The following is a 25,540-nucleotide window of genomic DNA, read 5'->3' on the forward strand; positions in this document are numbered from 1 at the left end:
CCGCATGGCAATAGTTATCAACCACGAAGCCGAGACCACGGAAGACGCCGTTGTGCCGTCCGCGAAGACGCGGCGGGGTGCGCTGGCCACTTCCGGCAGCCCCCTGGTCCGCCCGCCGGCCGCGGCGCACCTCTCCGACGAGCAGGTGGCCGAGCTGGGCCGCGAACTTGATGCCATCAAGGACGACATCCTGGCCAAGCGCGGAGCCTCCGACGCCGCGTACATCCGCCGCATGATCAAGATCCAGCGCGGACTGGAGATCTCCGGCCGCGCGACGCTCCTGGTGAGCCGGAACAAAGGCGCCTGGATTGCCGGCACCACCCTGCTGAGCCTGGCCAAGATCCTCGAAAACATGGAGATCGGGCACAATGTGCTGCACGGCCAGTGGGACTGGATGCGGGACCCGGACATCCACTCCACCACCTGGGAATGGGACTTCGTCACCCCGGCCCGCGCCTGGCAGCACACGCACAACGACCTGCACCACCGCTGGACCAACGTGGTGGGCAAGGACAACGACGTCGGATACAACCTCCTGCGTATGGACCCCCAGCAGGAGTGGAAGCCGTTCAACCTCGGCAACCCGCTGTACAACGCCATCCTGGCGCCGGTCTTCGAGTGGGGCATCGCGATCTACGACCTCGAGCTGCAGGACTTCAAGGACGGTAAAAAGTCCAAGGAAGCCCTGGTCAAGGACCTCAAGGCCCTCGGCGTCAAGGCGCTCAAGCAGTTCACCAAGGATTACGCCGCCACCCCCGCCGTGGCCATGCTGACCGGTTCCGGCAAGCAGGCGCTTTACGGCACGCTGACCGCCAACGCGGTACGCAACGTCTGGGCGCACGCGGTGATCTTCTGCGGCCACTTCCCCGAGGGAACGGACACCTTCACCGAGGAAATGGTGGAAGGGGAGACCCGCGGGGACTGGTACGTGCGGCAGATGATCGGTTCGGCCAACATCTCCGGCTCCAAGTTCATGCACCTCATGACCGGCAACCTTTCGCACCAGATTGAGCACCACCTCTTCCCGGACATTCCGTCCAACCGTTATGCCGAGGTGGCGCCGAAGGTGCAGGAAATCTGCAAGCGTTACGGCCTGCCGTACACCACCGGCCCGATCTGGAAGCAGGTCGGCTCTACGTGGGCCAAGGTCTTCAAGCTGGCGCTCCCGCCCAAGAAGGCCTAACAGCACTACGAGAAGGGCGCCTGCCATTGCGGCAGGCGCCCTTCCTTGTCTTTTCTGGGAGTCTCTTGGCTGGTCTTTATCGGGGCCTATTCCCGGGGCTTGGCTGCCGTGCCAAGAATGTGGGCGACTCGCGGGTTGCCGGGGAGGGCTGAGAAGCCGAAGCGCTCCACGTTCTGCAGCGTGAGGCCCGCTGCTGCGATTCCCGCGGCGGTGTCGCGGTTCAGGTGGCACCCTCCTCCGAGCCGGCTCCACAGCGGTGTGAACAGGTCCTCGACAGCCGCGAGCACCCGGTGTGCCGAGCGGACATGTTCATAGAACAGCAGGAGACCGCCGGGCCGGAGAACCCGCAGCACTTCCGCCAGGGCAGCCTCCTGGTCCGCCACACTGCACAGGACCAGGCTCGAGACCACCACGTCCACGGATTCGTCGGCCGCCGGAAGTTCTTCCGCCACGCCGTCGTAAACCGTGACGGGAACCGGCGCCTTGATGGCTTCGGCCAGCGCCAGCGCCCGCAGCGTCGGGTCCGGTTCGAGCGCCAGCACTCCCGCCACGGCTGGGGGGTAAAAGGGGAAGGTGGCCCCGTATCCCGCCCCGATTTCGACGACGGCGCCGTACGCCGCCTCGACGAGCCGCCGGCGGTGGGCCCCTGCTCCGCGGGCATCCATGCGCGGTCCCACGCGGGCAAAGTACTGCCCGAAGGAGGAATTTCCGCGACCGGTTTCCGGCATTAGTGCCTCCTTGGCTCAGCGATCCTGCGGTCTTTGCTACAACGATCCTGCCCCGGATTCCGTTTCAGGCCCTGCCGGCGCGCTGCCGACGCCGGGATCCTAAGACAGGCTGCCGCCCTAGGACAGGCGTGGGGACCAAAGACTCTGACGCTGCAGGCCGGGCGGGACGATAGTGAACCGCAGGGGTGCTTAGGCAGCGGACCTTGACCGATACCCCCAGGGGGTATATGTTCAGCATAACCGGAAACGGCATCCCGGGCGAAAGCCCTTACGCAGTGAAGGTCCGGCATCGGGTGGGTCAAGCCCGCTGCCCTGCCCGGACCCTCGATTTGCCAAAGGACCCACCATGAACGCTGACCCGAAGCCCGCATCCGGACGAACGCAGGCCAATATCCGAAGCCTCCCTGCTTTCCGGACGGCCCGTCCGGCGGCAGCGGCAGCGGCGTCGAAGGAGGAGCAGTGACCACAGCCCTGAAGAGCACTGTTGTGGAGGTCCGCGGCCTGCACTGGGCCACCTCCAAGGCGGTCGTGGAGCACGTGCTGCTGCAGCGGCCCGGCGTCGCCGCCGTTGACGCGAACCCGGTCGCCCAGACCGCCACCGTGAGTTTTGACCCGGCCGTGACCTCGGTGGAGCAGATCTCCGGGTGGGTACGGGACTGCGGGTACCACTGCCGGGGCGAATCGGTCCCCGACCACGTCTGTTACCCAATGGGCGAAACCACGGGCACGCCCGGGATGAAGCATGCCCACCCGCCGGCGGACGGTCATGCCGGCCATGGCCCGGGAGGTCATGGTGAGATGCCCAGGACTTCGCAGGACATGATGGGCCACGGCGGACACCATGCCGGAATGTCGATGGATGACATGGTCAAGGACATGCGCAACCGGTTCCTGGTCGCCGCGGTCCTGTCCGTTGGCGTGACGCTGTGGTCCCCGATGGGCCGGGACATGCTCGGCTTCACCGCCCCGACGCCGTTCGGTCTCCGCGACGACGTGATGGCCTTGATCCTGTCGCTGCCGGTCATCTTCTACTCGGCGTGGATCTTCTTCGACGGCGCTTACCGGGCGCTGAAGGCCCGCACGCTGGACATGATGGTCCTGGTCGCGATCGCCGTGGGCACCGGATGGCTTTACAGCGTCTGGGTCACGCTCACCGGCGGCGGTGAAGTGTTCTACGAAGCCGCGACCGTCCTTGCCGCTTTCGTGCTGCTGGGCCACTGGTTCGAGATGCGGGCACGGGGCGGCGCGAACGAGGCCATCCGTACGCTGCTGGAGCTTGCTCCGCCGGTTGCGGTCGTCATCCGCGACGGCGACACGGTCGAGGTCCCCACCTCCGACGTTCAGACCGGGGACCTGCTGCTGATCAAACCGGGATCGAAAATCCCTGTTGACGGGGAGGTTGAGGACGGCCAGTCGGAGGTCGATGAGTCCATGGTCACGGGCGAGAGCCTTCCGGTGACCAAGACCATCGGTTCGGAGGTGATCGGCGCGTCCATCAACACCACCGGCACGATGCGTGTCCGGGCCACCAAGGTCGGAGCCGACACCGCCCTGGCGCAGATCGTGGCCCTCGTCCAGGAAGCCCAGAACTCCAAGGCACCGGGCCAGCGGCTGGCAGACAGGGCCGCGTTCTGGCTGGTCCTGGTCGCCCTGATCGGCGGGACCGTGACGTTCGCCGCCTGGCTGGCCCTCGGCGCCGGCGTCCAGGCGGCCCTGCTGTTCGCCATCACCGTCGTTGTGATCACCTGCCCCGACGCGCTGGGGCTGGCCACGCCGACGGCGATCATGGTGGGCACCGGACTCGGTGCCAAACGTGGCGTCCTGTTCAAGAACGCCACCGCCCTGGAAGTCTCCGCGCGGATCGACACCGTCGTGCTGGACAAGACCGGCACCCTGACGAAGGGCGAACCGGAAGTGACCGACGTCGTCGTCGAAGGCATTAGCGAAAGTGAACTTCTGGCGCTGGTCGCCGCGGTGGAGCAGGAATCCGAACACCCGTTGGCTGCTGCGGTGGTCCGCCATGCCCGGGAGCGCGGCGCATCCGCGCTGGCGGCCTCGGATTTCCTGAACGTTCCCGGCCACGGTGCCGTCGCGACCGTGGACGGGCACCGGGTGTTGGTGGGCAACCGCAAGCTCATGACCGACGAAGGCATCGACCTTGGACCGCTGGCTGCGGTGCGCGATGAACTTGCCGCCACCGGACGGACCGCCGTGCTGGTCGCCGTGGATGGAAGGGCTGCGGCGGTGATAGCGCTGGCGGACGCCGCGAGGGAAACCGCGGCCGCCGCCGTCGCCGCCCTGCACGAGGCCGGGATCGAAGTCGTCATGCTCACCGGAGACAACGAAGCGACCGCCCAAAGGATTGCCGGCCAGCTGGGCATCGACACCGTCATCGCCGAAGTGCTCCCCGGCGACAAATCAGCGAAAATCGCCGAGCTGCAACAGCGCGGCCGGGTCGCCATGGTCGGCGATGGCGTCAACGACGCGCCGGCCCTGGCCCAGGCCGACCTCGGCATTGCGATCGGCGCCGGCACCGATGTGGCCATCGAAACGGCCGACGTCGTGCTCATGCGCTCGGACCCGCTGGATGTGCCCATCGCCCTGCGGATCGGCAAAGGCACTTTGCGGAAGATGCGCCAGAACCTGGGTTGGGCCGTGGGGTACAACGCGATTGCCCTGCCCATCGCGGCAGGAGTTTTCGCGTTCGCCGGGATCGTCCTCAGCCCGGAAATCGCGGCGCTGTCGATGTCCGGTTCCAGCTTCCTGGTCGCCGTCAACGCCCTCCTGCTCAAGAGGCTGCGCCTGCCCCGGCCGGAGACGCCCGAGGCCACCACCGCGCGCGCTTCGCGGCCGCTAGCCCCGGCCGGGACCCGCTAGGCCACCGCGCCATGGACCTCCGCCTCATCTCCCGTGTGCTGTACCTGCGGGCCGCATGGCGGAGGCGGGACCACTGGAACGCCGCGCGGATCACCGCCCACCAGGAACGCGCCCTGCTGGAGCTGCGAAGGGCAACTTACGCTGGATCGGAGTTCTATCGGCGCCATCACGCCGGCCTCCACGATGCACCCCTGGACCGGCTGCCGTCCGTGACGAAAGCGGACCTGATGGACCACTTCGACGAGGCCGTCACTACCGCGGACCTGAGGCTTGCTGATCTGGAGAACCACCTGCGGTCCCTGACGGAGCGCGGAGGAGACCCGGGAACGCCGTGGAAAGGCCGGTGGTGGGCTGCGGCAACGGCCGGAACCACGGGCCGGCGCGGAACTTTCGTCTGGAACCGCACCGAATGGGCGACCGTCCTGGCGTCCTACGCCCGCGCGAACGACTGGGCCGGTATCCCCGCCGGGCTCACGAAGCCCCTGAAAATGGCCCTGGTCAGCTCCCGGGTCCCCACGCACCAGTCCGCCGTCGTCGGTGCATCCCTTCGCTCCCGGCTCGTCCCCGCCCTCCGCCTGGACGTCACCGCGCCCATGGATGAGACGGTCGCGGCGCTGAACCGCTTCCAGCCCAGGATCCTGGTGGGCTACGCCTCAGCACTCAAACCCCTCGCGGCAGAGCAGCGGGCCGGACGTCTGCACATCTCCCCGCAGGGCGTGATGTCCGCCTCCGAAGTGCTCAGCCCGCACACCGCCGCGGAACTGCAGGCGGCCTGGGGAAGCGCCCCCTTCGACGTTTACGCCGCCACCGAAACGGCCGGAATCGCCTCACCCTGCACGTACCGGAACCGCCATGTCTACGAGGACCTGCTGATCATCGAGGCCGTGGACCAGGCCGGCAACCCCGTGCCGCCCGGGACAACGGGGGCAAAGCTCCTGGTGACCGTCCTGTTCTCCCGGACCCTGCCGCTGATCCGCTACGAAATGTCCGACACAGTGAGGCTGGGCGGGCGGGGCTGCCCCTGCGGACGGTCCTTCACTCTTCTGGAGGACATCGAAGGAAGGCTCGAAGATGTCCTGCGGCTGCCGGGCAAAGCAGGAAATGTGAATGTCCATCCGATCGTGTTTCACCACGCACTCGATGAAGCAGGGAGTGCGGGGTGGCAGGTCATCCAGGAGCCGTCCGGGCTTCGCGTCCTCCTCGCTGGCCTCGCACCAGGGGCATCAATCGAGGGAGTCCGCGCAGCTGTGGTCAGCGCGCTCACCGCGGCTGGCGTTGTGGGAACCCGGGTGGACGTCCACGTTGTTGAACACCTTGAACGGACCGCTTTGGGCAAGGCGCCGTTCGTTCGGGGACTGCCCCGTCCCCTGTAACCGCGCCCTATCAACGTGCAGGAACCACACCTAACGGACTTCGATCACGCCCATCATTCCGAGGTCCTCATGGTCAAGGATGTGGCAGTGGTAAACGGAACGGCCGGCGAAGTCCTTGAACGCCACCCTGACCTTCACGCGACCCTGCGCCGGAACATTGACCACGTCGCGCCATTCCGGCCGGTCCAGCGCACGGCCGCCCTCCTCAACGACCTGCATCGGCCAGACGTGCAGGTGGAACGGATGATCCATGGGACTGGGGTTGGTCAGGGTCCATTCCTCCACGCTCCCTGCCGCCACCGTGGTGTCCGTCCGCGCCGTGCTGAATTCCCGGCCGTTGATGGTGAAGCCCATCATTCCCCCGCCCATGCCCATTCCCATGCCTGCGCCGGAGGAGAGGGTGAGCTGCCGGTGCGCCGCCACGGCTGCTGACCTGAGGTCATCCGGTTCCCGAACCGCCGGCACGGGCGCCGGGGGTGAGGGGGACGGCGCTAGCTGGGACGGCGACGGCGGCAACGTCGAGGGGGAGGATGCGGTGCTTCCCGCCACCCGCAACGTCGCGAGTGCCGCGCCTGCCGCACCCGGCTGGTTTGGCTGCCGGGGATCGGGTCGCTGCCTCATCATGCCGGCCATGCTGCCCCGGTCGTAATACGCGGCACGCAGGACGGAGTTTCCGGCGGCTGTGGTCACCAATACATCCGCCCGGTTGCCGGGTGTCAGGAACAGTTCCTCCACGTCCGAGGGCGTGCGGTACCGGCCCGAGTCCATTCCCAGCAGCTGCAGTTGCTGGCCGTCGAGCCGCAACGAGAGATACCGGGCTACGCAGGCGTTGATCATGCGCCACCTTTCGCGCGTACCCGCCACTGCCGTGAATTCCGGATTGCTCTGTCCGTTGACCAGGACGAGTTCGCCTTCCCTGCCCAGCATCCGCTCCATCTGCGAAACGGGGACAACGTTCCCGCCGGCGTCCAGCGTGGTATCGGAAATGACCAGGATGCGTTCGGAGCTGACTGCCATGGGTTCCGGATCCTCCACGATGATCGCGCCAAAGAGGCCGGCGAATATCTGGTCAGCAACTGTGCCGTGGTGGTGGGGGTGGTACCAGTACACACCCGGAGGGTGGTCCGCGGGGAGCCGGTACTCGTACTCATGGACCGCACCCGGATTCACCATGACGAACACGTTGTCCCCGGAGCCCTCGGGGGAGACGTGCAGTCCGTGGACATGCAGGTTTGTTGTCTGGTCCAGGCTGTTGGCCAGCCGGATGCTCAGCAGGTCGCCCGGCCGCAGGCGGAGGGTGGGACCCGGAATCCCTCCGTTATAGCCCAGCGCCCGGGACTGCCGACCGGCGAGCTGGAACTGGCCGGGCCCGGCCTCGAGCCTGACCTCCAGCCGTCCGCCGGAGCTGCGCAGCTCGGATGGCTGGGACAGTTCGGCTCCCGGTACGGGGGCCGTCCGGGATGATGACCGGGTAGCCAGCGACCACCACACCCCTGCTCCGCCAACTGTTGTGGCAGCCGCGCCGAGACCGCCCAGGAGCAATGCGCTGCGCCGGCTCAGGGGCCGGGTGACGGGACGACGCACCGCGGGTTGCGGTCTGACGGGCGGTGGCGGGCCGGCAGGTTGTTGCGGGCCGGATGGCGGGCCCGGTTGCGGGCCCGGGCTTGGGTCCGAGGGAGGCATGCTGGCAGTAGGCACTACGGTTCCTCGCCGAGTACCCTGACCTGCTCGCGGTACTGGTCAGCGGTCAGTTCCCCTTTCGCAAACCGTTCGTCGAGGATCTGCCGGGCCCGGCTGCGTCCCCCGGGCCCGCCAAACCCGGGACCGCCGGATCCCGGCCACGGGCCGCCCGCTCCCGGGTGGCCGGAAGGGTTGAACCCGCCGCCTTGGAACCCGCCCCGGCCGCCGCCGGTAAACAAGCGCACGGCGACCAGGACCAGCAGGGCAACGCCCGCCAGCATCAACACGCCCCACAGCCACATCCAGCCCATATCCGGACCGTAACCCCACATCATGGCTGCTCCCTCCGTGGACTGCAGTTTCGTGCCTGCAGTTCGTACGCCAACTCCTACCCCAAGGGTGCACCTGGTCGGCAGGCTCCGCTAGGGTCCTAAGTCGCTTGTGCGGTCCCGTCTTCAGGGCGGAGCCTGTAACCATAGCCACGCCCCGCCCGGGGCCACAGCCGCCCGAGGAGCAGGCCATGCAGCCAGCCGCGTACCCGTCCCGCTTTTCCGGGAGGACTGTCATTGTGACGGGAGCCGGGTCCGGAATCGGACTGGCCACCGCCACCCGCCTCGCACGCGAAGGCGCGAGGGTCATCGCTACGGATGTGGTGGAGCGACGTCTGGCGGACCTTGCCGCCGGACTGCAGGATTTCGACGTCGTCACGGTCACCGGTGATGTCGCCTCCGCTGAGACCACCGCTGCGATTGTGGCCGCGGCCGAGGGTCGGGTGGACGGACTCGCCAACGTGGCGGGGATCATGGATGCTTTCCTCCCGCCCGCCGAGGTGGACGATGCCACCTGGGACAGGGTGTTCAGCGTCAACCTGACGGGCCCCATGCGCCTCACCCGGGCGGTGCTGCCGCTGATGCTGGCTGCAGGAACGGGCACGATCGTAAATGTTGCTTCCGAGGCGTCGTTCAGGGCGTCCGCTTCAGGGGTGGCCTACACGTCGTCGAAGCATGCGCTGGTTGGCTTCACCAAGAGCGTGGCGTTCTTTTACGGTCCCCAGGGGATCCGCGCCAACGCCGTGGCGCCCGGGGCTGTCGCCACGAATATCGAGGCTCCGTGGAAGTCGGACTTCGCGGCCGGGCGGATCGGTCCCATCCTGCAGGCCACTGTGGGCTCGGTGGCGCAGCCCGCCGCGCTCGCCGCCGCCATCACCTGGCTGCTCAGCGACGACTCAGCCAACGTCAACGGGGCCATCCTGCCCAGTGACGGGGGCTGGTCCACCATCTGAGCCTCAGCCGATGAGCAGCCCCAAAGCCTCGGCCAGGTGCCCCACTTCCCGGACGGAGAAACCGGCAGGAACGGGTCCCGGCCCGTTGGGGCTGGACGGAACCACGGCATGCGTGAAGCCCAGCCGGTGGGCCTCCTGGATACGCTGGTTGATGCCCGGAACAGGGCGGACTTCACCGGCCAGGCCGACCTCGCCGAAGGCGATCAGCCGGGTGGGCAGCGGTTTCTTGGCTTTGGCCGAGGCCACGGCCAGAGCCACCGCCAGGTCGGTTGCGGGTTCGCTGAGCTTCACGCCGCCCACCGTTGCCACGTAGGAATCATCCTTGTGCAGCAGGCAGCCCGCACGCTGCTGGAGCACGGCAAGCAGCATGGCCACCCGCGAACTGTCCAGGCCGCTGGTGGCGCGGCGCGGCTGTGAACTGGCGCTCTCGGCCAGCAGCGACTGAACCTCGGCCAGCAGCGGCCGGCGGCCTTCCAAAGTCACGGTGATGCACGTCCCGGACACTGGCTCCTTGGTCCGGGAAACAAACAGGCCGCTGGGATCGGCAAGGCCCACAATGCCGTCCTCGTTGAGGTCGAAGCAGCCGACGTCGTCGGTGGGCCCGTAGCGGTTTTTCACTGCCCGCAGCAGCCGGAGCCGTGAGTGGCGCTCGCCTTCGAACTGGCAGACCACGTCCACCAGGTGCTCCAGGAGCCGGGGGCCGGCGATGGAGCCGTCCTTGGTCACGTGCCCCACCAGCAGGGTGGTCATGTTGCGGCGCTTGGCCGCGGCGATGAGGGAGGCAGCCACTTCCCGTACCTGTGAGACGCCGCCGGCGCTGCCGTCGACGTCGGCGCTGCTGAGCGTCTGGACGGAGTCCACCACCAGCAGCCGCGGCTCCAGCTTCTCCACCTGCCCGAGCGCCTGGCCCAGGTCCGTTTCGGCCGAAAGATAGAGGGACTCCGCAACAGCGTCGATGCGGTCCGCCCGCAGCTTGACCTGCGCAGCGGATTCCTCGCCCGTGATGTAGAGGACGTCCTGGGCCGTACGGGCGAACTTGGCCGCAACATCCAGCAGCAGGGTGGACTTGCCCACGCCGGGTTCGCCGGCCAGCAGGATGACCGCGCCCGGAACCAGGCCGCCGCCCAGCACGCGGTCCAACTCGTCCACACCGGTAGGGAGGAAAGCCGCTGTGGTGGCATCGACGTCGGCAATCCGGCGGGCCGGCTCCAGAACGGTGGTTGCCGCCGTCGTGCGTGCAACGGCGGCGCCGGTTTCCTCCACGGTGCCCCAGGCCTGGCACTCGCCGCAGCGCCCCACCCATTTGACGGCGGTCCAGCCGCATTCGGCGCATTTGTAGGCCGGGGCCTTGGACGCCCGGGAAGTCTTTGTTGCCATTGGTCCACCCTATCCGGGGGCAGCGACACTCCTGGTGATCGAGTGTGCCGAGATCATGGTTTCGACCGGCTCAACCACCGGTCCCGCGCTACAGCGGCGGCAGGATGTCCCGGGCTTCCTTGGAGTCCATTCCGGTGGCTTCGAGCAGGTCCACCATCAGCGGGCGGAACAGCATGACCACCGTTTCGCCCTCGAGCCGCTGCACGTCCAGCATCCGCGGGTGCAGCCGGCCGGCGATTTCGGTCAGCTCCAGCCGGGACGTCCGGAGGTGGGCGCGCCGGACTCCTTCGTGCATTTCAGCGAGGCCCAGGGACAGTTCGTCGATGGCGGCCGCGGTTTCCTGCAGGACCTCCGCGATGTTCTCCGTGGCCTCGTCCGAGAGCGCGGCGTGGTTGATGGCGCTGGTCAGGCGGCGCGCGAAAACCCGGCTGTTACGGAGCGCCAGGTCGATGTAATCCAGCGATTGCTCCAGCCTGCCGATCTCGTCTCGGTGGCGCCGGTAGGCCGGGGCCAGCGTGGCCACCTCACCGGAGGCGCGCAGCGACTGGCGCATCGCGTCCACCAGCGGCTGGCAGTTCCGGCCGCGAACCAGGGCGTGCCACGCCTCGGTGGAGTCGCTGTTCGTCAGCGCGGACGCACAATCACGCAGCACCTCCGCAAGTTCGTGCAGCAGCTTCTGCACATCCTTCCGGGGTTCCCGCCTGGGATCCTTCGGCACGAGGACGGTGAAGAGCAGCGCGAACAGGCCGCCCACGATGGCGTCGATACTCCGCGTGAACGGCCCGCCGGCCGGGGCCGGGAGCAGCACCACCAACAGCGACTGCAGCCCCAACTGAGTGGTGAAGATGTTGCCGCTGTCCAGGAAACGTGCCAGCAGGATCGAGACAAGAAGTACGACGGCGGCAACCCAGATTTCGCCGCCCAGCCAGTGTCGGAGCAGATCACCTACCGCGATGCCGATGGTGCAGCCCAGCCCCACCTCCATCACCCTGCGCAGCCGTGGCTCGCGGGAGAATCCCAGCGCAATGAGGGAAGACGTGGCAGCGAACAGCGGGCCTGAATGGCCGAGGACGTATTCGGCGAACGCGTACGCGCCCACGGCGCAGACCGTCATCTGGATGGCCGGCACCAGGGAATTCCGGCTACGGACCACCCCGGTGCGGATCCTGGTTCGCAGGAATCTTCTGCTGGCGGAAATTCCAGTCGGTTGGGCCATGCGTTCCAGTCTATTCACTGGCATTGCACTACGGCCGGAGATGTGATGTGCGCAATGGTGACGCTGCACATGTAAGCCGATGTCCCGCCGTCGTTAACCCTCCGTTCACCTTCGTCCCCACATCCCGTTACCTAAGGCCCATAACTTCGATAAAGGTACAAAAAGTACCCAACTTCTTCTGTTCGGACGTCTCCGGTCCGGCACGCATCAGAAAATCCCTGGAAGGGGTACATCTAGTGAAGGCACTCCGCTTCGGCCGCCACGCGGCTATCGCTGTCATCGCAGCCGGCGCACTCGCGCTCACCGCCTGTGGTTCAGACAACGCGACGAACACGGCACAGTCCGGTACTCCGTCCGCCTCGGGCGCCAGCGTCACCGGCACGCTGACCGGCATCGGCGCATCCTCCACCGGCGCAGCCATGGATGCCTGGAAGGCCGGCTTCGCTTCAGCCAACCAGTCCGCCTCCGTGCAGTACTCCCCGGATGGCTCCGGCGCGGGACGCAAGGCCATCATCGACGGTTCGGCACAGTTCGCCGGTTCCGACGCCTACCTCAAGGATGAGGAGCTCGCCAGCTCCAAGGAAAAGTGCGGCCCCGAAGGCGCCATCAACATCCCGGTTTACATTTCCCCGATCGCCATCGCGTTCAACATCCCGGACGTCAAGGAACTGAACCTCGACGCCACCACGGCTGCCAAGATCTTCCGCGGCGAAATCGCCAACTGGAACGACCCCGCGATCGCCGCCCTCAACCCGGACGCCAAGCTGCCGGACCTGAAGGTCACGCCGGTCAACCGCTCCGATGACTCCGGCACCACCAGCAACTTCACCGACTACCTGGCTGCCGCCGCTCCCGAGGTCTGGACCGACAAGGCTGCAGGCATCTGGCCCGCTTCCCTGAAGGGCGAGAACGCCAAGGGCACCTCCGGCGTCGTCAAGACCGTCACCGACACCCCGGGCGCCGTGACCTACGCTGATGACTCCGCCGTGGGCGGCAAGCTGGGCACCGCCGCCATCAAGGTGGGCGAGGAGTTCGTCAAGATCTCCCCCGATGCCGCTGCCAAGGCTGTAGAAGCCGGCAAGCCGGTTGACGGTCGCGCCGCCACCGATGTTGCCATCAAGCTGGACCGCAAGACCACCGCCGCCGGCGCCTACCCGGTTGTCCTGGTTTCCTACCACGTTGTCTGCACCACCTACGACAAGAAGGAAACCGTTGACCTGGTCAAGGCATTCGAAAGCTACGTAGTGTCCGACGCCGGCCAGCAGGCCGCCGCCGACGCCGCGAAGTCCGCGCCGCTGTCCAAGACCCTGCAGGACAAGGCCGTTGCTGCGATCGAATCCATCAAGGTCAAGTCCTAGGGAATTCGCTGCACAGCAAGGCATAGTGGAAACACGAGCCTGAACCTGGTTCCCTGTCCCGGAGGGGCGGTCACAGACCGTCATTCCGGGGCGGGGAACCTAGGTGTTTGTCCGAAGTAAAGCCAGTTCCACCGCTGCTTGCCGGATTATCCGGACCAGGCAGTCGGTTCTATTCGAACCCAGAGGATCGTTTGTGACCACCACCTCCCTGACAAAGTCCCGGGGCGCAGGGCGCGCCGGAGACAAGGTCTTTTCCGGAGCCGCCCTGGCCGCAGGATGCCTGATCCTCGCCGTGCTCTTCGGCGTTGCCCTGTTCCTGGTAGTCCAGGCCATCCCGGCCCTCGTGGCCTCGCCGGACAAGATCCAAGGCGGCGAAGGCTTCTTCGCCTACATCTGGCCGATCGTCATCGGCACCGTGATCGCAGCAATCATCGCACTGGTCATTGCCACCCCCGTGGCCATCGGAGTCGCGCTCTTCATCTCGCACTTCGCACCCCGCGGCCTCGCCTCCGGTTTGGGTTACGTGATCGACCTCCTGGCCGCCATCCCGTCGGTGGTCTACGGCGCCTGGGGCGCCGCGTTTTTGGCCAAGGAAATCTCCCCGGCGTACGACTGGCTGGCCAACAACATGGGCTGGCTGCCCATCTTCCAGGGCCCCGCGTCAGCCACCGGCAAGACCATCCTCACCGCCGGCATCGTGCTGGCCGTGATGGTCCTTCCCATCATCACGTCCCTGAGCCGCGAAATCTTCCTGCAGACCCCCAAGCTGCACGAGGAAGCCGCACTAGCTTTGGGTGCCACCCGCTGGGAAATGATCAAGATGGCGGTTCTGCCGTTCGGCCGCCCGGGCATCGTAAGCGCCGTGATGCTTGGCCTGGGCCGCGCCCTCGGCGAGACGATGGCCGTGGCGCTGGTGCTGTCCTCCGGCGCCCTCACCGCCAGCCTGATCCAGTCCGGCAACCAGACCATCGCCGCTGAAATCGCCCTGAACTTCCCGGAGGCCAGCGGCCTGAAGGTGAGCACGCTGATCGCGGCAGGCCTGGTCCTGTTCGTCATCACGCTGGGCGTCAACATGATTGCCCGCTGGATCATCAGCCGGCACAAAGAATTCTCGGGAGCCAACTAAATGACCTCCACCCTCACTCCGGTCCGCAAGCGCTCCGCCCTCACCAAGGGACAGCTGCCCAAGTTAGCGCCGTACGTCGTCCTGGTACTGGCCCTGGTGGTCGGCGCCGCCATCATGGCCGTGATCGGCTTCAACGCCTTCGGCTGGGGAATCGTCTCCGCCATCCTGTTCACTGCCGGCCTTGTAGGCTGGAGCGCCGCCGTCGAAGGGGGGCGCAAGGCCAAGGACAAACTTGCCACCTGCCTGGTGGTCGGTTCCTTCCTCGTCGCCCTGCTGCCGCTGATCTCCGTGATCCTGACCGTCCTCATCAACGGGCTCCCCGGGCTCCTTGATCCTGGCTTCCTCAGCACTTCCATGAACGGCGTCACCGGCGCCTTCGACAACAAGAGCGTGGAACAGGGTGCGCCCGTTATGGGCGGCATCTACCACGCCCTGGTCGGCACCATCCAGATCACGCTGCTGGCCACCGTCATCTCCGTCCCCGTGGGCCTGCTGACCGCCGTCTACCTCGTCGAATATGGCGAGGACCGCCCGCTGGCCCGCGCCATCACGTTCTTCGTGGATGTCATGACAGGCATCCCGTCGATCGTCGCCGGCCTCTTCGCCGCCGCGTTCTTCTTCGCTGTGGTGGGGCCGGGCACCAAAACGGGGGCCGTGGCCGCCGTCGCGCTTTCCGTCCTGATGATCCCGGTGGTGGTGCGCTCCAGCGAGGAAATGCTCAAAATCGTGCCCAACGAGCTCCGCGAGGCAGCGTACGCCCTGGGCGTCCGCAAATGGCGGACCATCCTCAAGGTGGTCATTCCGACGGCGATCTCCGGCATCGCGTCCGGCGTCACCCTGGCCATTGCCCGCGTGATCGGCGAAACCGCTCCGATCCTGGTGACCGCGGGCTTCGCCACCAGTATCAACACCAACGTGTTCAGCGGCTGGATGGCCTCGCTGCCCACGTTCATCTACACCCAGATCCTGAACCCCACCTCGCCGTCCAACCCGGATCCCTCCTCGCAGCGGGCATGGGGTGCCGCGCTGGTGCTCATCATCCTGGTCATGCTGCTGAACCTCGGCGCACGGCTCATCGCCAGGATCTTCGCACCCAAGACCGGCCGCTAGTCCGCCGGTAAAATTCGATTCGTACCCAGCAAGTGAAGGAATACCATGTCTAAGCGCATCGACGTCAAGGATTTGAACGTCTACTACGGCAAGTTCCTGGCCGTTGAGGACGTCAACATCAACATCGAGGCCAAGTCCGTCACGGCATTCATCGGCCCGTCCGGCTGTGGCAAGTCCACGTTCCTGCGGACGCTGAACCGCATGCATGAAGTGATTCCGGGTGCCCGCGTGGAAGGCGAGGTGCTGCTGGACGGGGACAACCTCTACGGCCCCGGCGTGGACCCCGTGACCGTGCGTTCGCAGATCGGCATGGTGTTCCAGCGGCCCAACCCGTTCCCCACGATGTCCATCCGGGACAATGTGCTGGCCGGCGTGAAGCTGAACAACCAGAAGATATCCAAGGGCGAGGCAGATGCCCTGGTGGAGCGCTCCCTGCAGGGCGCCAACCTGTGGAACGAAGTGAAGGACCGTCTGGCAAAGCCGGGGTCCGGCCTTTCCGGCGGCCAGCAGCAGCGCCTCTGCATTGCGCGCGCCATCGCGGTGGAGCCGCAGGTGATCCTGATGGACGAGCCCTGCTCCGCGCTGGACCCCATCTCCACGCTGGCCATTGAGGACCTCATCAACGACCTCAAGGACCAGTACACGGTGGTCATCGTTACCCACAACATGCAGCAGGCCGCACGCGTCTCGGACCGGACCGCGTTCTTCAACATCGCCGGAACCGGCAAGCCGGGCAAGCTGATCGAAGTGGGCGATACCCACACCATCTTCAGCAACCCCACCCAGAAGGCGACGGAAGACTACGTCTCCGGTCGCTTCGGCTAAGGGCTAGTTCCCTTCATCGGTTGCTCCGTAACCGCCGTTTTGGCACCTCATAACGGCATCTACGGAGCAACCGATGGTGCTTTAAAGGTCCGCGAGCGGCGAGAGGGAGAGCTCCAGCACGAAAGCCGCCGCTGCCGTCAGCACGGGGGTGAGGACCCAGAAGGCGAGGATCCTGAGGACCAGCCTGCGGTTGGTCACCGGGAAGCCCTGGTTGCTGCCGGCACCCAGCACGGCTGCCGTCACGGTGTGCGTGGTGGACACCGGCCAGTGCAGCCCGATCGCGCCGAGGAGCAGGATCACCGAGCTGTACAGCTGGGCCACGAAGCCGCGGAGCGGGTCGATCCGGGTGAGCCTGTAGCCGACGGTGTAGGAAATGCGCCAGCCCCCGGCCAGGGTTCCCGCCGTCAGCATTGTCGCGGTGAGCAGGGGCACCCATCCGGGTATGGCGGCGCCGTCGGACAGCCCCGCGGCGAGGAGCGCCAGGAGCAGCACGGCACCTGTCCGCTGTCCGTCCTGCAGGCCGTGGCCGAAGGCCACTGCTCCGGCGGCTATTGCCTGGGTACGGCGGGAGCGGCTGTTCACCACGTTGGGAGGCGTGTAGCGGGCCGCCCAGGTGGCCGGCCAGACGAGCAGGTAGGCGCCCACAAATGCGATCACGGGGGAGAGCAGAAGGGGCAGCACTACCTGGAACAGCAGGGAGTTGTTCACGCCGTCCACTGCATTGCCGCCCACCAGCACGCTGGCCAGGCCTGCGCCGGCCAGCCCGCCCACCAGGGCGTGCGTGGATGAAGACGGGATGCCCCGCCACCACGTGTAGACGCCCCACACCACGGCGCTGAGCAGGCCGGCGGCGAGGATGGTCAGTCCGTTTTCCCCCTGCGGCAGCGAGATCCACGTCCTGCTGACCTGCAGGGCCAGGAGCCCGCTCAGCGCGGCCCCGGCGAAGTTGAAGAGTGCTGCCAGCAGGACGGCCACGGTGGGGGTCAGGGCCCGGGTCCGCACGGCCAGGGCCACGGACGTTGACGCGTCCCTGAAACCGTTCAGAAAGGCGAACGCGGCGGCGAACAGCACCACCACGGCGAAAAAGAACAAGGTCACGTCAGGATTCCTTGACGATGATGCTGCCCACCTGGGTGGCGATACGCCGCATGTCCTTCGTGACTTCCACCAGCTGGTTGGCGACGTCCCGGTTCCGTGCGTACTGGGCCCACTTCATGTCCTTGATCATGTCCGCAACCCACACCCGGTGGGTCCGCTCCGCGCGCTTGGCCAGGCGCAGGATCTCGATCCAGTAATCCTCCAGATCGTCCAGGTCGTTCAGCCGCCGCATTGCGTCCACGGTGAGCTCCGCCTGCCGGCTGATGACTTCCAGCTGGTCGGCGGCCCGCTTGGAGAGGCGCTCGAGCTTGTACAGGGCCACCAGTTCCGCCGCGGCGTCCAGCTTTTCCATGGCCTCATTGAGGTAGCGGGAGAGCGCGTACATGTCCTCGCGGGGGAGCGGGTTCACGAAGCTGGTGCGCATGTGGGTCAGCAGCGCGAACTGCAGCTCGGCGGACTTGGCCTCGTGGTCGTGCATGTCTTCGACCAGGCGGTTGTGCTCTGTGGCCGGGACGCCGAGGATTTCGGCCAGGGTTCCGGTAGCGAGGACTATTTGGCGGGCCATCTGCGAGAGCAGGTGCAGCCCGGCGGGCTCCTGCGGAAAGAGGCGGAGCCTCACCTTCTGATTCCGGCGACGGTAGGGAGCGGCATGGAATGTGGCCCCGGGGCCATGTGACTTGACGTTGACCCGCACATGCGGATTAGTTTACCGGCTGATTCAGCGCGGGCATGAAAGTGGTGCCGAACCGGATACGCCTCTCGGCGGTAGGCCGCTCTAGGCGGCTAAATGTTGAAGCCCGGGGGTTTCGCGGTTCGGCACCGCTTTCAGTTTTCTACTTTGGCTGAACCAAGTCAACATTGACAGCCGGGCTCCTCCGTGCGTAACAGTGGAAGACTTGCGCAGCTTGCTCCGCCCGCACTTGTGCCTCGCCGGGCTGGCCGGTCCGGCTGGAGGGCCGTCAGTCCAGTTCGCCCAGCCGCCAGGCGTTTGCGGCGTGCTCGAGGTCCTCGGCGGTCTTCACCAGGAGGTGGGAATTGCGGGTCAATTTGCTGGCGTGGTTCTCGTTGCTGTGTTCGGCTCCGTCGGCCAGTGTGGCCTGGCCGAGGGCCACCACGCGGCAAAACGCGGCGGAACGTTCCAGCGCGACGTCGAACTCGCCGTCGAACGCTCCGGAGAGGATGGCATCCGCCATCGTCTTCATTTCGTCCGCTCCCGGCGGCTCGGCAGCACCCGCAACCACATTGGAAACCTGCGCCGTGTCCTTGCCGGCCTTGAAGTACACGGAGATGCGCTCGGGGTCCTGGATGGTGGCGGCGCGCAGCGCGTACAGGCGCCAGAGGGCGCCGGGCAGGGACCGGGCGGGGCTTTCGGCCCACATTTCGGCGATGGCCTCCAGGCCCTGCTCATCGGCAAGCTTGACGAGGCGCTTGGTCACTTTGGGGTCGTCGCTGTCGCGACCGTGGCGCACGAGTGCCTGGGCCGCCAGGTGCGCGGCCTCGGACACCCGGGCAGGGTCTGCGCCGCCCGCGAACGGTTCGAAGTCGATGGGCGCAAAAGGCTTGGGCTTGTGATGCCGGTTTGCGCCGCCGTAGGCCTTGGATCCTGCTTGCTCGCTCATGCCCCCACGCTACTCCTGTGCTGTTCTGTTATCGAGCTTGCCGCCGGGCGGTTTAAGGGGTATTGAGGCATGCTGCGGATACCATCGTTTCTGTTTTGGCCGGCGTTCTTAACGCACGACGGCGCCGCGCGGCGTTGTGCCAAAGCTGCCCTCGGCGTGCGGTACAGTGTTTAACGTCCAGAAATGGACTGGGCTGATGGTCCGTTTGCGTGCGCTTGCCGCGCACAAATGTGGCAGTCAGCTGGGGCCTTTAGCTCAGTTGGTAGAGCATCGGACTTTTAATCCGTGGGTCGTGGGTTCGATCCCCACAGGGCCCACTCTTTTAGCGAAGAGTGGAAAACCTCCGGCCTCCTGGTAACAGGAGGCCGGAGGTTTTTTGTTGTCCGGACTTTTATTTGCCGGTGAGTGTCCACGAGCGCTTGGAGAGGCCGAACCAGAACCCGTCGATGGCCGTTTTCGCCTTCAGGTCGCCGGATTCGTAGGCTGCGCCCAGGGCTACGTAGAGCGGAGCCCAGTGCTCGCTGCGGGGATGCGCTTCACGCGCGGCCGGCGCCTTCTTGAGGAAGTCCAGAATGGAGTCGACGTCGCCGGCCGCCATGGTTTCCTCTGCCCAATGGTCGAATTCGCTTGAAACGGAGGGCGGCGTGGTGTCCGGCCCGGCTGCGGGGTTGAACCAGCGCAGGTTGTGCGTGGTGAAGCCCGATCCCACGATGAGCGTGCCGCGGTCCCGCAGCGGCGCCAGCGTCTTGCCCAGGTTGAAAAGGCCCTGCGGATCCAGGGTGGGCATGGACATCTGCAGCACGGGGATGTCGGCCTCCGGGAACATTTCCACGAGCGGCACGTAGGCGCCGTGGTCCAGGCCGCGTTCCTCGTCGCGTTCCACGTGGTGCCCGTGGGTGGAAACGAGCTTCTCCACTTCGGTGGCCAGTTCCCCGGCCTGGGGTGCGTTGTACGTGACGTCGTAGTACTTCTGCGGGAAGCCCCAGAAGTCGTACACGAGCCCGGGGTTCCGGGTAGTGGCGCTGAGGGTCACCGGCGCGTTTTCCCAGTGCGCGGAAACCATCAGGATGTCCTTCGGCTTGCCGAAGGTGCCCGACCATGCGCTGAGCTCGCTGGTCCAGCGGGCATCGTCGGCCAGGGGAGGGGCTCCGTGGCTCAGGAAGAGTACCGGCGGGCGGTCAAGTGTCTGCGTCATGCTTTTATTCTAGGATCATTTACTTGAAACTTCAACTATCAACTTCGACGGCCGTGCGGCGCCGATTGCCGGAGTGGGAGCGGATGTGATGCCAGCCACTCACTTACGTATACTGGAACGGTTTTGCAGCCAGACTTGGGGGTTCCCGCTAGCAAGGGAGAGTGGCCGGCAAACGCCTCCCGCCCTTCAGGATCCCCAGCAGTTAGGTACCGCGCCCATGTCAGGTCGCCGAGCAGCCGGCCCCCAGCGCCACGGCCGATTCCCCCGCAAGTCACCGTTCTTCTGGCCAAGAATCCTCATGATCGCCGGCGTGGTGGTGGCCATTGCCGTTGCCGCCGCGGCTGTCCTCTGGATCACCGGGAACCGGTCGCCCCTGGCCGCCCAACGGTGCGAGGTCCCTGCGGAAGTGCGTGTCGGCGCCGATGCCACCATCGCACCGGCGCTGGAGAGCGCGGCTGCGAAGGTGCCCGCCGGGGCCTGCGTGAAATACACGATCGAAACCCGGACCCAGCCAGAGCTGGCTGCGACGGTGGCCGCGGGCAAGGACGCACCGGATCTGTGGGTGGCCGACTCGGCCGTCCGGGTGCAGCGCGTGGGGGCTGCCATGGCGCCTGAGATCACCGTGCCGTCCCTCGCCTCGACGCCCGGGGTGATTGTTGGGCGCCAGGGGGAGGTTCCCGGATTTGCCACCTGGATCAGCGCCCTGCAGACTCCCGGCGTCCGGTTCAGCGACCCGCTGGTGACCGGTAGCGGGGAAGTGGCGTTGCTGGGCGCCCTCTCCGAAGTGGAGACCGGGCGCGCGGAAGCGAAGACGCTGCAGGCCGCCACCGCACAGCTGGCCCAGAGCGAGAGCCAGCGCACGGGAGAGAAGCTGACCGACGCCAAGCAGCTCGAAGGGGTGGCCTCCGGAGGGGGATTCGCCATCGTCACCGAGCAGGCGTGGCTGTCCTTCGCGCAGACACCCGCCGGCGCAAAGCTTGCCGCGTCGATGCCGCACACCGGGTCCGTGTCGCTGGACTACCCCGTGGCCCTCACAGCCGGGGGCAGGGCCCGCGGCGGTGCCGTCACGGACGCCGCCAGGGCGCTGGCATCCGCCCTGGCAACCGAGGACGGAATGAAAGCGCTCGCCGACACCGGCCTTCGGCCTGTGGACGGCAACCGCACGCCGGACCAGAAGGGCGTGGGCAGCGTTGCGGCCCTCAAGCCGGCATCATCGGAATCCGTGCAGCGGACGCTCAAAGGATGGTCCCTCCAGGCCATTCCCTTCAGATCGCTGGTGGTCATGGACGTGTCCGGCTCCATGAACTTTCAGGCGGGAGAGCAGACCCGCATGCAGCTCACGCAGCAGGCCGCCATTGCCGGCAGCAAGCTGTTTCCCAAAACCGCAGCCCTGGGCATGTGGGCGTTTTCCATTGGGCTGGGAGGCGGCAGCCAGGACTACGTGGAGCTTGATCCCATCCGGAAAATGGACCAGCTGGTTGGCGGCGTCACGCAGCGCGACCGTCTCGTGGCCGATATCTCCGGGCTGGACCAGCGGACCGGCGGTGCCACGGGACTGTACGACACGACCCTTGCCGCCTACCGCACCGTCAAGGCGAACTACGATGCCCGCGCCGTCAACAGCGTGATCCTGTTTACCGACGGCGCCAATGAAGATCCGGATTCACTCAGCCTCGAGGAACTGCTGCAAGCCCTGGAACGCGAACGGGACCCCGCCAAGCCCGTGGTGATCGTCAGCATCGGCATCACCGAGGACGCGGACGCCGAGACCCTCCGGAAAATCTCGGAAGTCACCGGCGGCACGAGCTATGTTGCGAGGAATCCGGAGGACATCCCGAGCGTTTTCGTGGATGCGCTGCAGGCTCGCGCACAATAGCTTCATGGCTTACAGCAGCGAGCGGCGCCTTCCGCGACTTGAAGACGTAGCGGAACGTGCCGGCGTCTCGCACCAGACGGTGTCCCGCGTCATCAACAATCATCCCAACGTCAGCAAGGCAACCAGGGAACGTGTTGAGGCTGCCATTGCCGAACTGGGATACCGGCGGAACACCGCGGCGCGCAGCCTGGTGACGCGGCGCTCGCACACCATCGGCGTCCTGGCCAGCGAGCTGTCCCAGTACGGACCCGCCAACACCCTCCTCGGAGTGGAGCAGGCCGCCCGCGATGCCGGCTATTTCGTGAGCATCGCGGCCATCCGCGAGGTCAGCGCGGAATCGATCGCCGATGCCGCGCGACACTTCATGGACCAGGGCGTTGACGGAATCGTGGCGCTGGTTCCGCATACCGGCACGTTGCAGGCCCTGGACAACCTGAACCTGGACGTGCCCGTAGTGGTGGTGGGTTCCAGCGGCGAAGGCCGGTTCAGCGGCGCCATGGTGGACCAGAAGCTGGGTGCCCGTCTCGCCGTCGAACATTTGATTGAGCAGGGCCATAAGCGCATCGGGCATATCTCCGGGCCCCGGGACTGGATCGATGGCGCGGAGCGCGCCGAAGGCTGGCGCGAGGCGCTGGTGCAGGCGGGACTGGCTGACGACCTGATCGTCGAAGGCGACTGGAGTGCCGGTAGCGGCTACGGGATCGGCCAGCAGCTTGCCGTCGCACATGCTGCCACCGCGGTGTTCGTGGGAAACGACCAGATGGCCCTGGGCCTGCTGCGGGCGTTCGGCGAAGCGGGCGTGCGGGTGCCGCAGGACGTATCCGTGGTGGGGTTCGACGACCAGCCGGAAGCCGGATATTTCACGCCGCCGCTCACCACGGTCCGCCAGGACTTCGAGGAACTCGGCCGGCGCTGCATGGACATGATGCTGGCCCTCCTGGAGGACGGAGCCGGAGCGGGCGCCACGGTGGTGGAGCCCCGGATCGTTGTGCGGGCAAGCACCGCCCCGCCCGCCTGACCACCCCTCACCAACCGCGCCTTTCGGAGCCGGGACCATCCTGGCTCGCAGCCATGCCTTGACAGCAATGTTGTTAGCGCTAACAATTAAGGGCAACCGCAAAGCCGCGGAGACTATTGGAGGAATAGATGGACGTCACAGCAGACGGTTCAGACAGCTTTGTGATCGGCGTCGACTACGGCACGCTGTCCGGGCGGGCCGTCGTGGTCCGCGTCCGGGACGGCAAGGAACTTGGCAGCGGCGTGTTTGAGTACCCGCACGCAGTGGTGACGGATGCGCTCCCCGGCGACCTCGCTGGCGAAGGTGCCGCGCGGCTGCCCGGCGAATGGGCGCTGCAGGTGCCCGACGACTACCGTGACGTGCTGCGCCGGGCGGTGCCCGCAGCCATTGCCGACGCCGGGATCGACCCCGCCGCCGTGGTGGGCATCGCTACCGACTTCACGGCCTGCACCATGGTCCCGGTCACGTCGGACGGCACGCCGTTGAACGAAATTTCCGGTTTCGCCAACCGGCCGCACGCTTACGTGAAGCTGTGGCGCCACCATGCGGCACAGCCGCAGGCAGACCGGATCAACGCCCTGGCCGCGGACCGCGGCGAAAACTGGCTGCCGCGCTACGGCGGACTCATCTCCTCGGAATGGGAGTTCGCCAAGGGGCTCCAGCTACTGGAGGAAGACCCGGAAGCCTACGCCGCCATGGACCATTGGGTGGAAGCTGCCGACTGGATCGTCTGGCAGCTGTGCGGCAACTACGTCCGCAACGCCTGCACCGCAGGGTACAAGGGCATCTACCAGGACGGCCGCTATCCGTCCGAGGATTTCCTGTCCGCCCTGAACCCGGATTTCAAGGACTTCGTTAGTTCCAAGCTGGAGCACACCATCGGACGACTCGGCGATGCGGCCGGGTACCTGACGGCAGAAGCAGCCGCCTGGACCGGGCTGCCGGAAGGGATCGCCGTCGCAGTGGGGAACGTGGACGCCCACGTCACGGCGCCGGCAGCGAAGGCCGTGGAGCCCGGGCAGCTGGTGGCCATCATGGGCACCTCCACCTGCCACGTCATGAACGGCGCCGAGCTCCGTGAAGTGCCGGGCATGTGCGGCGTGGTGGACGGCGGGATCGTGGACGGGCTATGGGGCTACGAGGCAGGCCAGAGCGGTGTGGGGGACATCTTCGGCTGGTTCACCAGCAATGGCGTGCCGCCCGAATACCATCAGGCGGCCGCCGAACTGGGCCTTGGCATCCACGAATACCTGACGGAACTGGCGTCACGCCAGGCAATCGGCCAACACGGGCTCATTGCCCTGGACTGGCACTCGGGCAACCGTTCGGTGCTGGTGGACCACGAACTCTCCGGAGTTGTGGTGGGCCAAACGCTCGCTACCAAGCCCGAAGACACTTACCGCGCGCTGCTGGAAGCCACTGCTTTCGGCACGCGCACCATTGTGGACGCCTTCCGGGACTCGGGAGTGCCGGTCAAGGAATTCATCGTGGCCGGCGGCCTGCTGAAGAACAAGCTGCTCATGCAGATCTACGCGGATATCACCGGCCTGCCGCTCTCCACCATCGGCTCAACCCAGGGACCCGCGCTTGGCTCGGCCATCCACGCCGCCGTCGCGGCCGGCAAATACCCGGACATCCGCGCTGCCGCAGCCGCCATGGGTTCGGAGCCCGGCGGGATCTATATTCCGATTCCGGAAAATGTTGCCGCCTACGAGGAACTCTTCCGGGAGTACCGCACGCTGCACGACTACTTCGGCCGCGGCACGAACAGTGTGATGCACCGGCTCAAGGCCATCCAGCGTGCGGCGAGGCCGTCGTTTGCGGCCGCCGCTGAACCGGGCGCCGCTGAACCAGCCGCCGCTGAACCGGCCGATGAGCAGGTGTCCGCATGAGCGACCTCCTGGAAACCATCGCCCGGGTCCGCCGCGAGGTCTGCGATCTCCACGCCGAACTCACCCGCTACGAACTAGTGGTCTGGACGGCGGGCAATGTCTCCGCCCGTGTTCCCGGCCAGGACCTGATGGTCATCAAGCCGTCCGGGGTCGCCTACGCGGACCTCACACCCGAGAGCATGGTTGTCACGGACCTCTACGGCGTCCCCGCTGAGGGCGAGTGGGGCAACCCGCCGTTCTCGCCGTCGTCGGACACTGCCGCGCATGCATACGTCTACCGGCATATGTCGGAAGTGGGCGGTGTGGTCCACACGCACTCCACCTACGCAACGGCGTGGGCGGCCCGCGGCGAAGCGATCCCCTGCGTGCTCACCATGATGAGCGACGAGTTCGGCGGCAGCATCCCGGTGGGCCCCTTCGCCCTGATCGGCGACGACTCGATCGGCCAGGGAATCGTGGAGACGCTGCGCAACTCCACCTCCCCGGCAGTCCTGATGCAGAACCACGGCCCGTTCACCATCGGCAAGGATGCCCGCTCTGCGGTCAAGGCGGCCGTGATGTGCGAGGAGGTGGCGCGCACCGTCCATATCTCCCGCCAGCTGGGCGAACCGCTCCCCATCGACCAGGGCAGCATCGAATCCCTCTACGCCCGCTACCAGAACGTCTACGGCCAGTAGCGCAGGCCGCCCCAATTCTTCAGGAGAACC

Annotated in this window: 21 protein-coding genes and 1 tRNA gene; 13 read left to right on the plus strand and 9 right to left on the minus strand. The window is 66.7% G+C overall.

From position 1 onward, the window contains the following. Positions 1 to 4 precede the first annotated feature (4 nt). Positions 5 to 1,183 carry a fatty acid desaturase family protein gene (locus tag ACSQ1X_RS01150; protein WP_055801875.1) on the plus strand — a complete coding sequence of 393 codons (1,179 nt, stop codon included), beginning with the start codon at positions 5 to 7 and terminating at the stop codon, positions 1,181 to 1,183. Between the two features lie 86 nt (positions 1,184 to 1,269). Here ACSQ1X_RS01150 and ACSQ1X_RS01155 read toward each other — a convergent pair whose 3' ends face one another. Next, complete coding sequence (locus ACSQ1X_RS01155; RefSeq protein WP_436056341.1) at positions 1,270 to 1,911, minus strand: class I SAM-dependent methyltransferase; 642 nt, start codon at positions 1,909 to 1,911, stop codon at positions 1,270 to 1,272. Between the two features lie 459 nt (positions 1,912 to 2,370). On the opposite strand from ACSQ1X_RS01155, the gene ACSQ1X_RS01160 reads away from it, so the two are divergent. After that, positions 2,371 to 4,788 (plus strand): heavy metal translocating P-type ATPase, encoded by a 2,418-nt coding sequence (locus tag ACSQ1X_RS01160; RefSeq protein WP_436056342.1) that lies wholly within the window; start codon positions 2,371 to 2,373, stop codon positions 4,786 to 4,788. Between the two features lie 11 nt (positions 4,789 to 4,799). Further along, positions 4,800 to 6,161: a phenylacetate--CoA ligase family protein gene (locus ACSQ1X_RS01165; protein ID WP_436056343.1), complete on the plus strand. Its 1,362-nt coding sequence runs from the start codon at positions 4,800 to 4,802 to the stop codon at positions 6,159 to 6,161. 30 nt (positions 6,162 to 6,191) lie between these two features. On the opposite strand, the gene ACSQ1X_RS01170 is transcribed toward ACSQ1X_RS01165, so the two are convergent. Further along, the gene (locus ACSQ1X_RS01170) at positions 6,192 to 7,745 is read right to left on the minus strand and encodes a multicopper oxidase family protein (protein ID WP_436056344.1); all 1,554 of its coding nucleotides are present in this window, start codon (positions 7,743 to 7,745) and stop codon (positions 6,192 to 6,194) included. A gap of 113 nt (positions 7,746 to 7,858) precedes the next feature. After that, positions 7,859 to 8,176, minus strand: coding sequence for an SHOCT domain-containing protein (locus ACSQ1X_RS01175; RefSeq protein ID WP_055801828.1), 318 nt, complete (start codon positions 8,174 to 8,176; stop codon positions 7,859 to 7,861). Between the two features lie 185 nt (positions 8,177 to 8,361). Here ACSQ1X_RS01175 and ACSQ1X_RS01180 point away from each other — a divergent pair, with 185 nt between their 5' ends. Further along, complete coding sequence (locus ACSQ1X_RS01180) at positions 8,362 to 9,123, plus strand: SDR family NAD(P)-dependent oxidoreductase (RefSeq protein WP_436056345.1); 762 nt, start codon at positions 8,362 to 8,364, stop codon at positions 9,121 to 9,123. A 3-nt stretch (positions 9,124 to 9,126) separates the two neighbouring features. Here ACSQ1X_RS01180 and radA read toward each other — a convergent pair whose 3' ends face one another. Further along, positions 9,127 to 10,500: a DNA repair protein RadA gene (radA, locus tag ACSQ1X_RS01185; protein WP_055801821.1), complete on the minus strand. Its 1,374-nt coding sequence runs from the start codon at positions 10,498 to 10,500 to the stop codon at positions 9,127 to 9,129. An 88-nt stretch (positions 10,501 to 10,588) separates the two neighbouring features. Beyond that, positions 10,589 to 11,716 (minus strand): FUSC family protein, encoded by a 1,128-nt coding sequence (locus ACSQ1X_RS01190; protein WP_436056346.1) that lies wholly within the window; start codon positions 11,714 to 11,716, stop codon positions 10,589 to 10,591. 236 nt (positions 11,717 to 11,952) lie between these two features. Here ACSQ1X_RS01190 and pstS point away from each other — a divergent pair, with 236 nt between their 5' ends. From pstS to pstB, 4 genes are all read left to right on the plus strand, one after another. Beyond that, positions 11,953 to 13,074 carry a phosphate ABC transporter substrate-binding protein PstS gene (pstS, locus tag ACSQ1X_RS01195; protein ID WP_436056347.1) on the plus strand — a complete coding sequence of 374 codons (1,122 nt, stop codon included), beginning with the start codon at positions 11,953 to 11,955 and terminating at the stop codon, positions 13,072 to 13,074. A 193-nt stretch (positions 13,075 to 13,267) separates the two neighbouring features. Further along, positions 13,268 to 14,200, plus strand: coding sequence for a phosphate ABC transporter permease subunit PstC (gene pstC, locus ACSQ1X_RS01200; protein WP_028270368.1), 933 nt, complete (start codon positions 13,268 to 13,270; stop codon positions 14,198 to 14,200). Continuing rightward, on the plus strand, positions 14,201 to 15,310 hold the full coding sequence (gene pstA, locus ACSQ1X_RS01205) for a phosphate ABC transporter permease PstA (protein ID WP_436056348.1): 1,110 nt from the start codon (positions 14,201 to 14,203) through the stop codon (positions 15,308 to 15,310). Between the two features lie 45 nt (positions 15,311 to 15,355). Next, positions 15,356 to 16,135, plus strand: coding sequence for a phosphate ABC transporter ATP-binding protein PstB (gene pstB, locus ACSQ1X_RS01210; protein WP_011690076.1), 780 nt, complete (start codon positions 15,356 to 15,358; stop codon positions 16,133 to 16,135). 81 nt (positions 16,136 to 16,216) lie between these two features. Here the strand turns inward: pstB and ACSQ1X_RS01215 are convergent, their stop codons facing one another. The 3 genes from ACSQ1X_RS01215 to ACSQ1X_RS01225 all read right to left on the minus strand — a co-directional run bounded on the left by ACSQ1X_RS01215 (position 16,217) and on the right by ACSQ1X_RS01225 (position 18,852). Next, complete coding sequence (locus tag ACSQ1X_RS01215; protein ID WP_436056349.1) at positions 16,217 to 17,233, minus strand: anion permease; 1,017 nt, start codon at positions 17,231 to 17,233, stop codon at positions 16,217 to 16,219. Between the two features lies 1 nt (position 17,234). Beyond that, the gene (locus ACSQ1X_RS01220) at positions 17,235 to 17,852 is read right to left on the minus strand and encodes a DUF47 domain-containing protein (RefSeq protein WP_055801806.1); all 618 of its coding nucleotides are present in this window, start codon (positions 17,850 to 17,852) and stop codon (positions 17,235 to 17,237) included. 340 nt (positions 17,853 to 18,192) lie between these two features. Beyond that, complete coding sequence (locus ACSQ1X_RS01225) at positions 18,193 to 18,852, minus strand: hypothetical protein (protein ID WP_055801804.1); 660 nt, start codon at positions 18,850 to 18,852, stop codon at positions 18,193 to 18,195. 244 nt (positions 18,853 to 19,096) lie between these two features. Between ACSQ1X_RS01225 and ACSQ1X_RS01230 the strand changes: the two genes are divergently transcribed. Further along, positions 19,097 to 19,169 (plus strand) — tRNA-Lys (locus ACSQ1X_RS01230). A gap of 74 nt (positions 19,170 to 19,243) precedes the next feature. Here ACSQ1X_RS01230 and ACSQ1X_RS01235 read toward each other — a convergent pair. Next, positions 19,244 to 20,047 (minus strand): dioxygenase family protein, encoded by an 804-nt coding sequence (locus ACSQ1X_RS01235; RefSeq protein WP_028270374.1) that lies wholly within the window; start codon positions 20,045 to 20,047, stop codon positions 19,244 to 19,246. A gap of 217 nt (positions 20,048 to 20,264) precedes the next feature. Between ACSQ1X_RS01235 and ACSQ1X_RS01240 the strand changes: the two genes are divergently transcribed. The 4 genes from ACSQ1X_RS01240 to ACSQ1X_RS01255 all read left to right on the plus strand — a co-directional run bounded on the left by ACSQ1X_RS01240 (position 20,265) and on the right by ACSQ1X_RS01255 (position 25,510). Continuing rightward, positions 20,265 to 21,923 (plus strand): substrate-binding domain-containing protein, encoded by a 1,659-nt coding sequence (locus tag ACSQ1X_RS01240; protein WP_436056350.1) that lies wholly within the window; start codon positions 20,265 to 20,267, stop codon positions 21,921 to 21,923. A 4-nt stretch (positions 21,924 to 21,927) separates the two neighbouring features. Beyond that, on the plus strand, positions 21,928 to 22,941 hold the full coding sequence (locus tag ACSQ1X_RS01245) for a LacI family DNA-binding transcriptional regulator (RefSeq protein ID WP_436056351.1): 1,014 nt from the start codon (positions 21,928 to 21,930) through the stop codon (positions 22,939 to 22,941). Between the two features lie 128 nt (positions 22,942 to 23,069). Beyond that, positions 23,070 to 24,833, plus strand: coding sequence for a ribulokinase (gene araB / locus ACSQ1X_RS01250; RefSeq protein WP_436056352.1), 1,764 nt, complete (start codon positions 23,070 to 23,072; stop codon positions 24,831 to 24,833). Then, on the plus strand, positions 24,830 to 25,510 hold the full coding sequence (locus ACSQ1X_RS01255) for an L-ribulose-5-phosphate 4-epimerase (protein ID WP_436056353.1): 681 nt from the start codon (positions 24,830 to 24,832) through the stop codon (positions 25,508 to 25,510). The genes araB and ACSQ1X_RS01255 overlap by 4 nt, the downstream gene beginning before the upstream one ends. The last annotated feature ends 30 nt before the right edge of the window (positions 25,511 to 25,540 follow it).

The sequence above is a fragment of the Arthrobacter sp. LjRoot78 genome (assembly GCF_964254335.1).
Classification (GTDB): Bacteria; Actinomycetota; Actinomycetes; order Actinomycetales; family Micrococcaceae; genus Arthrobacter.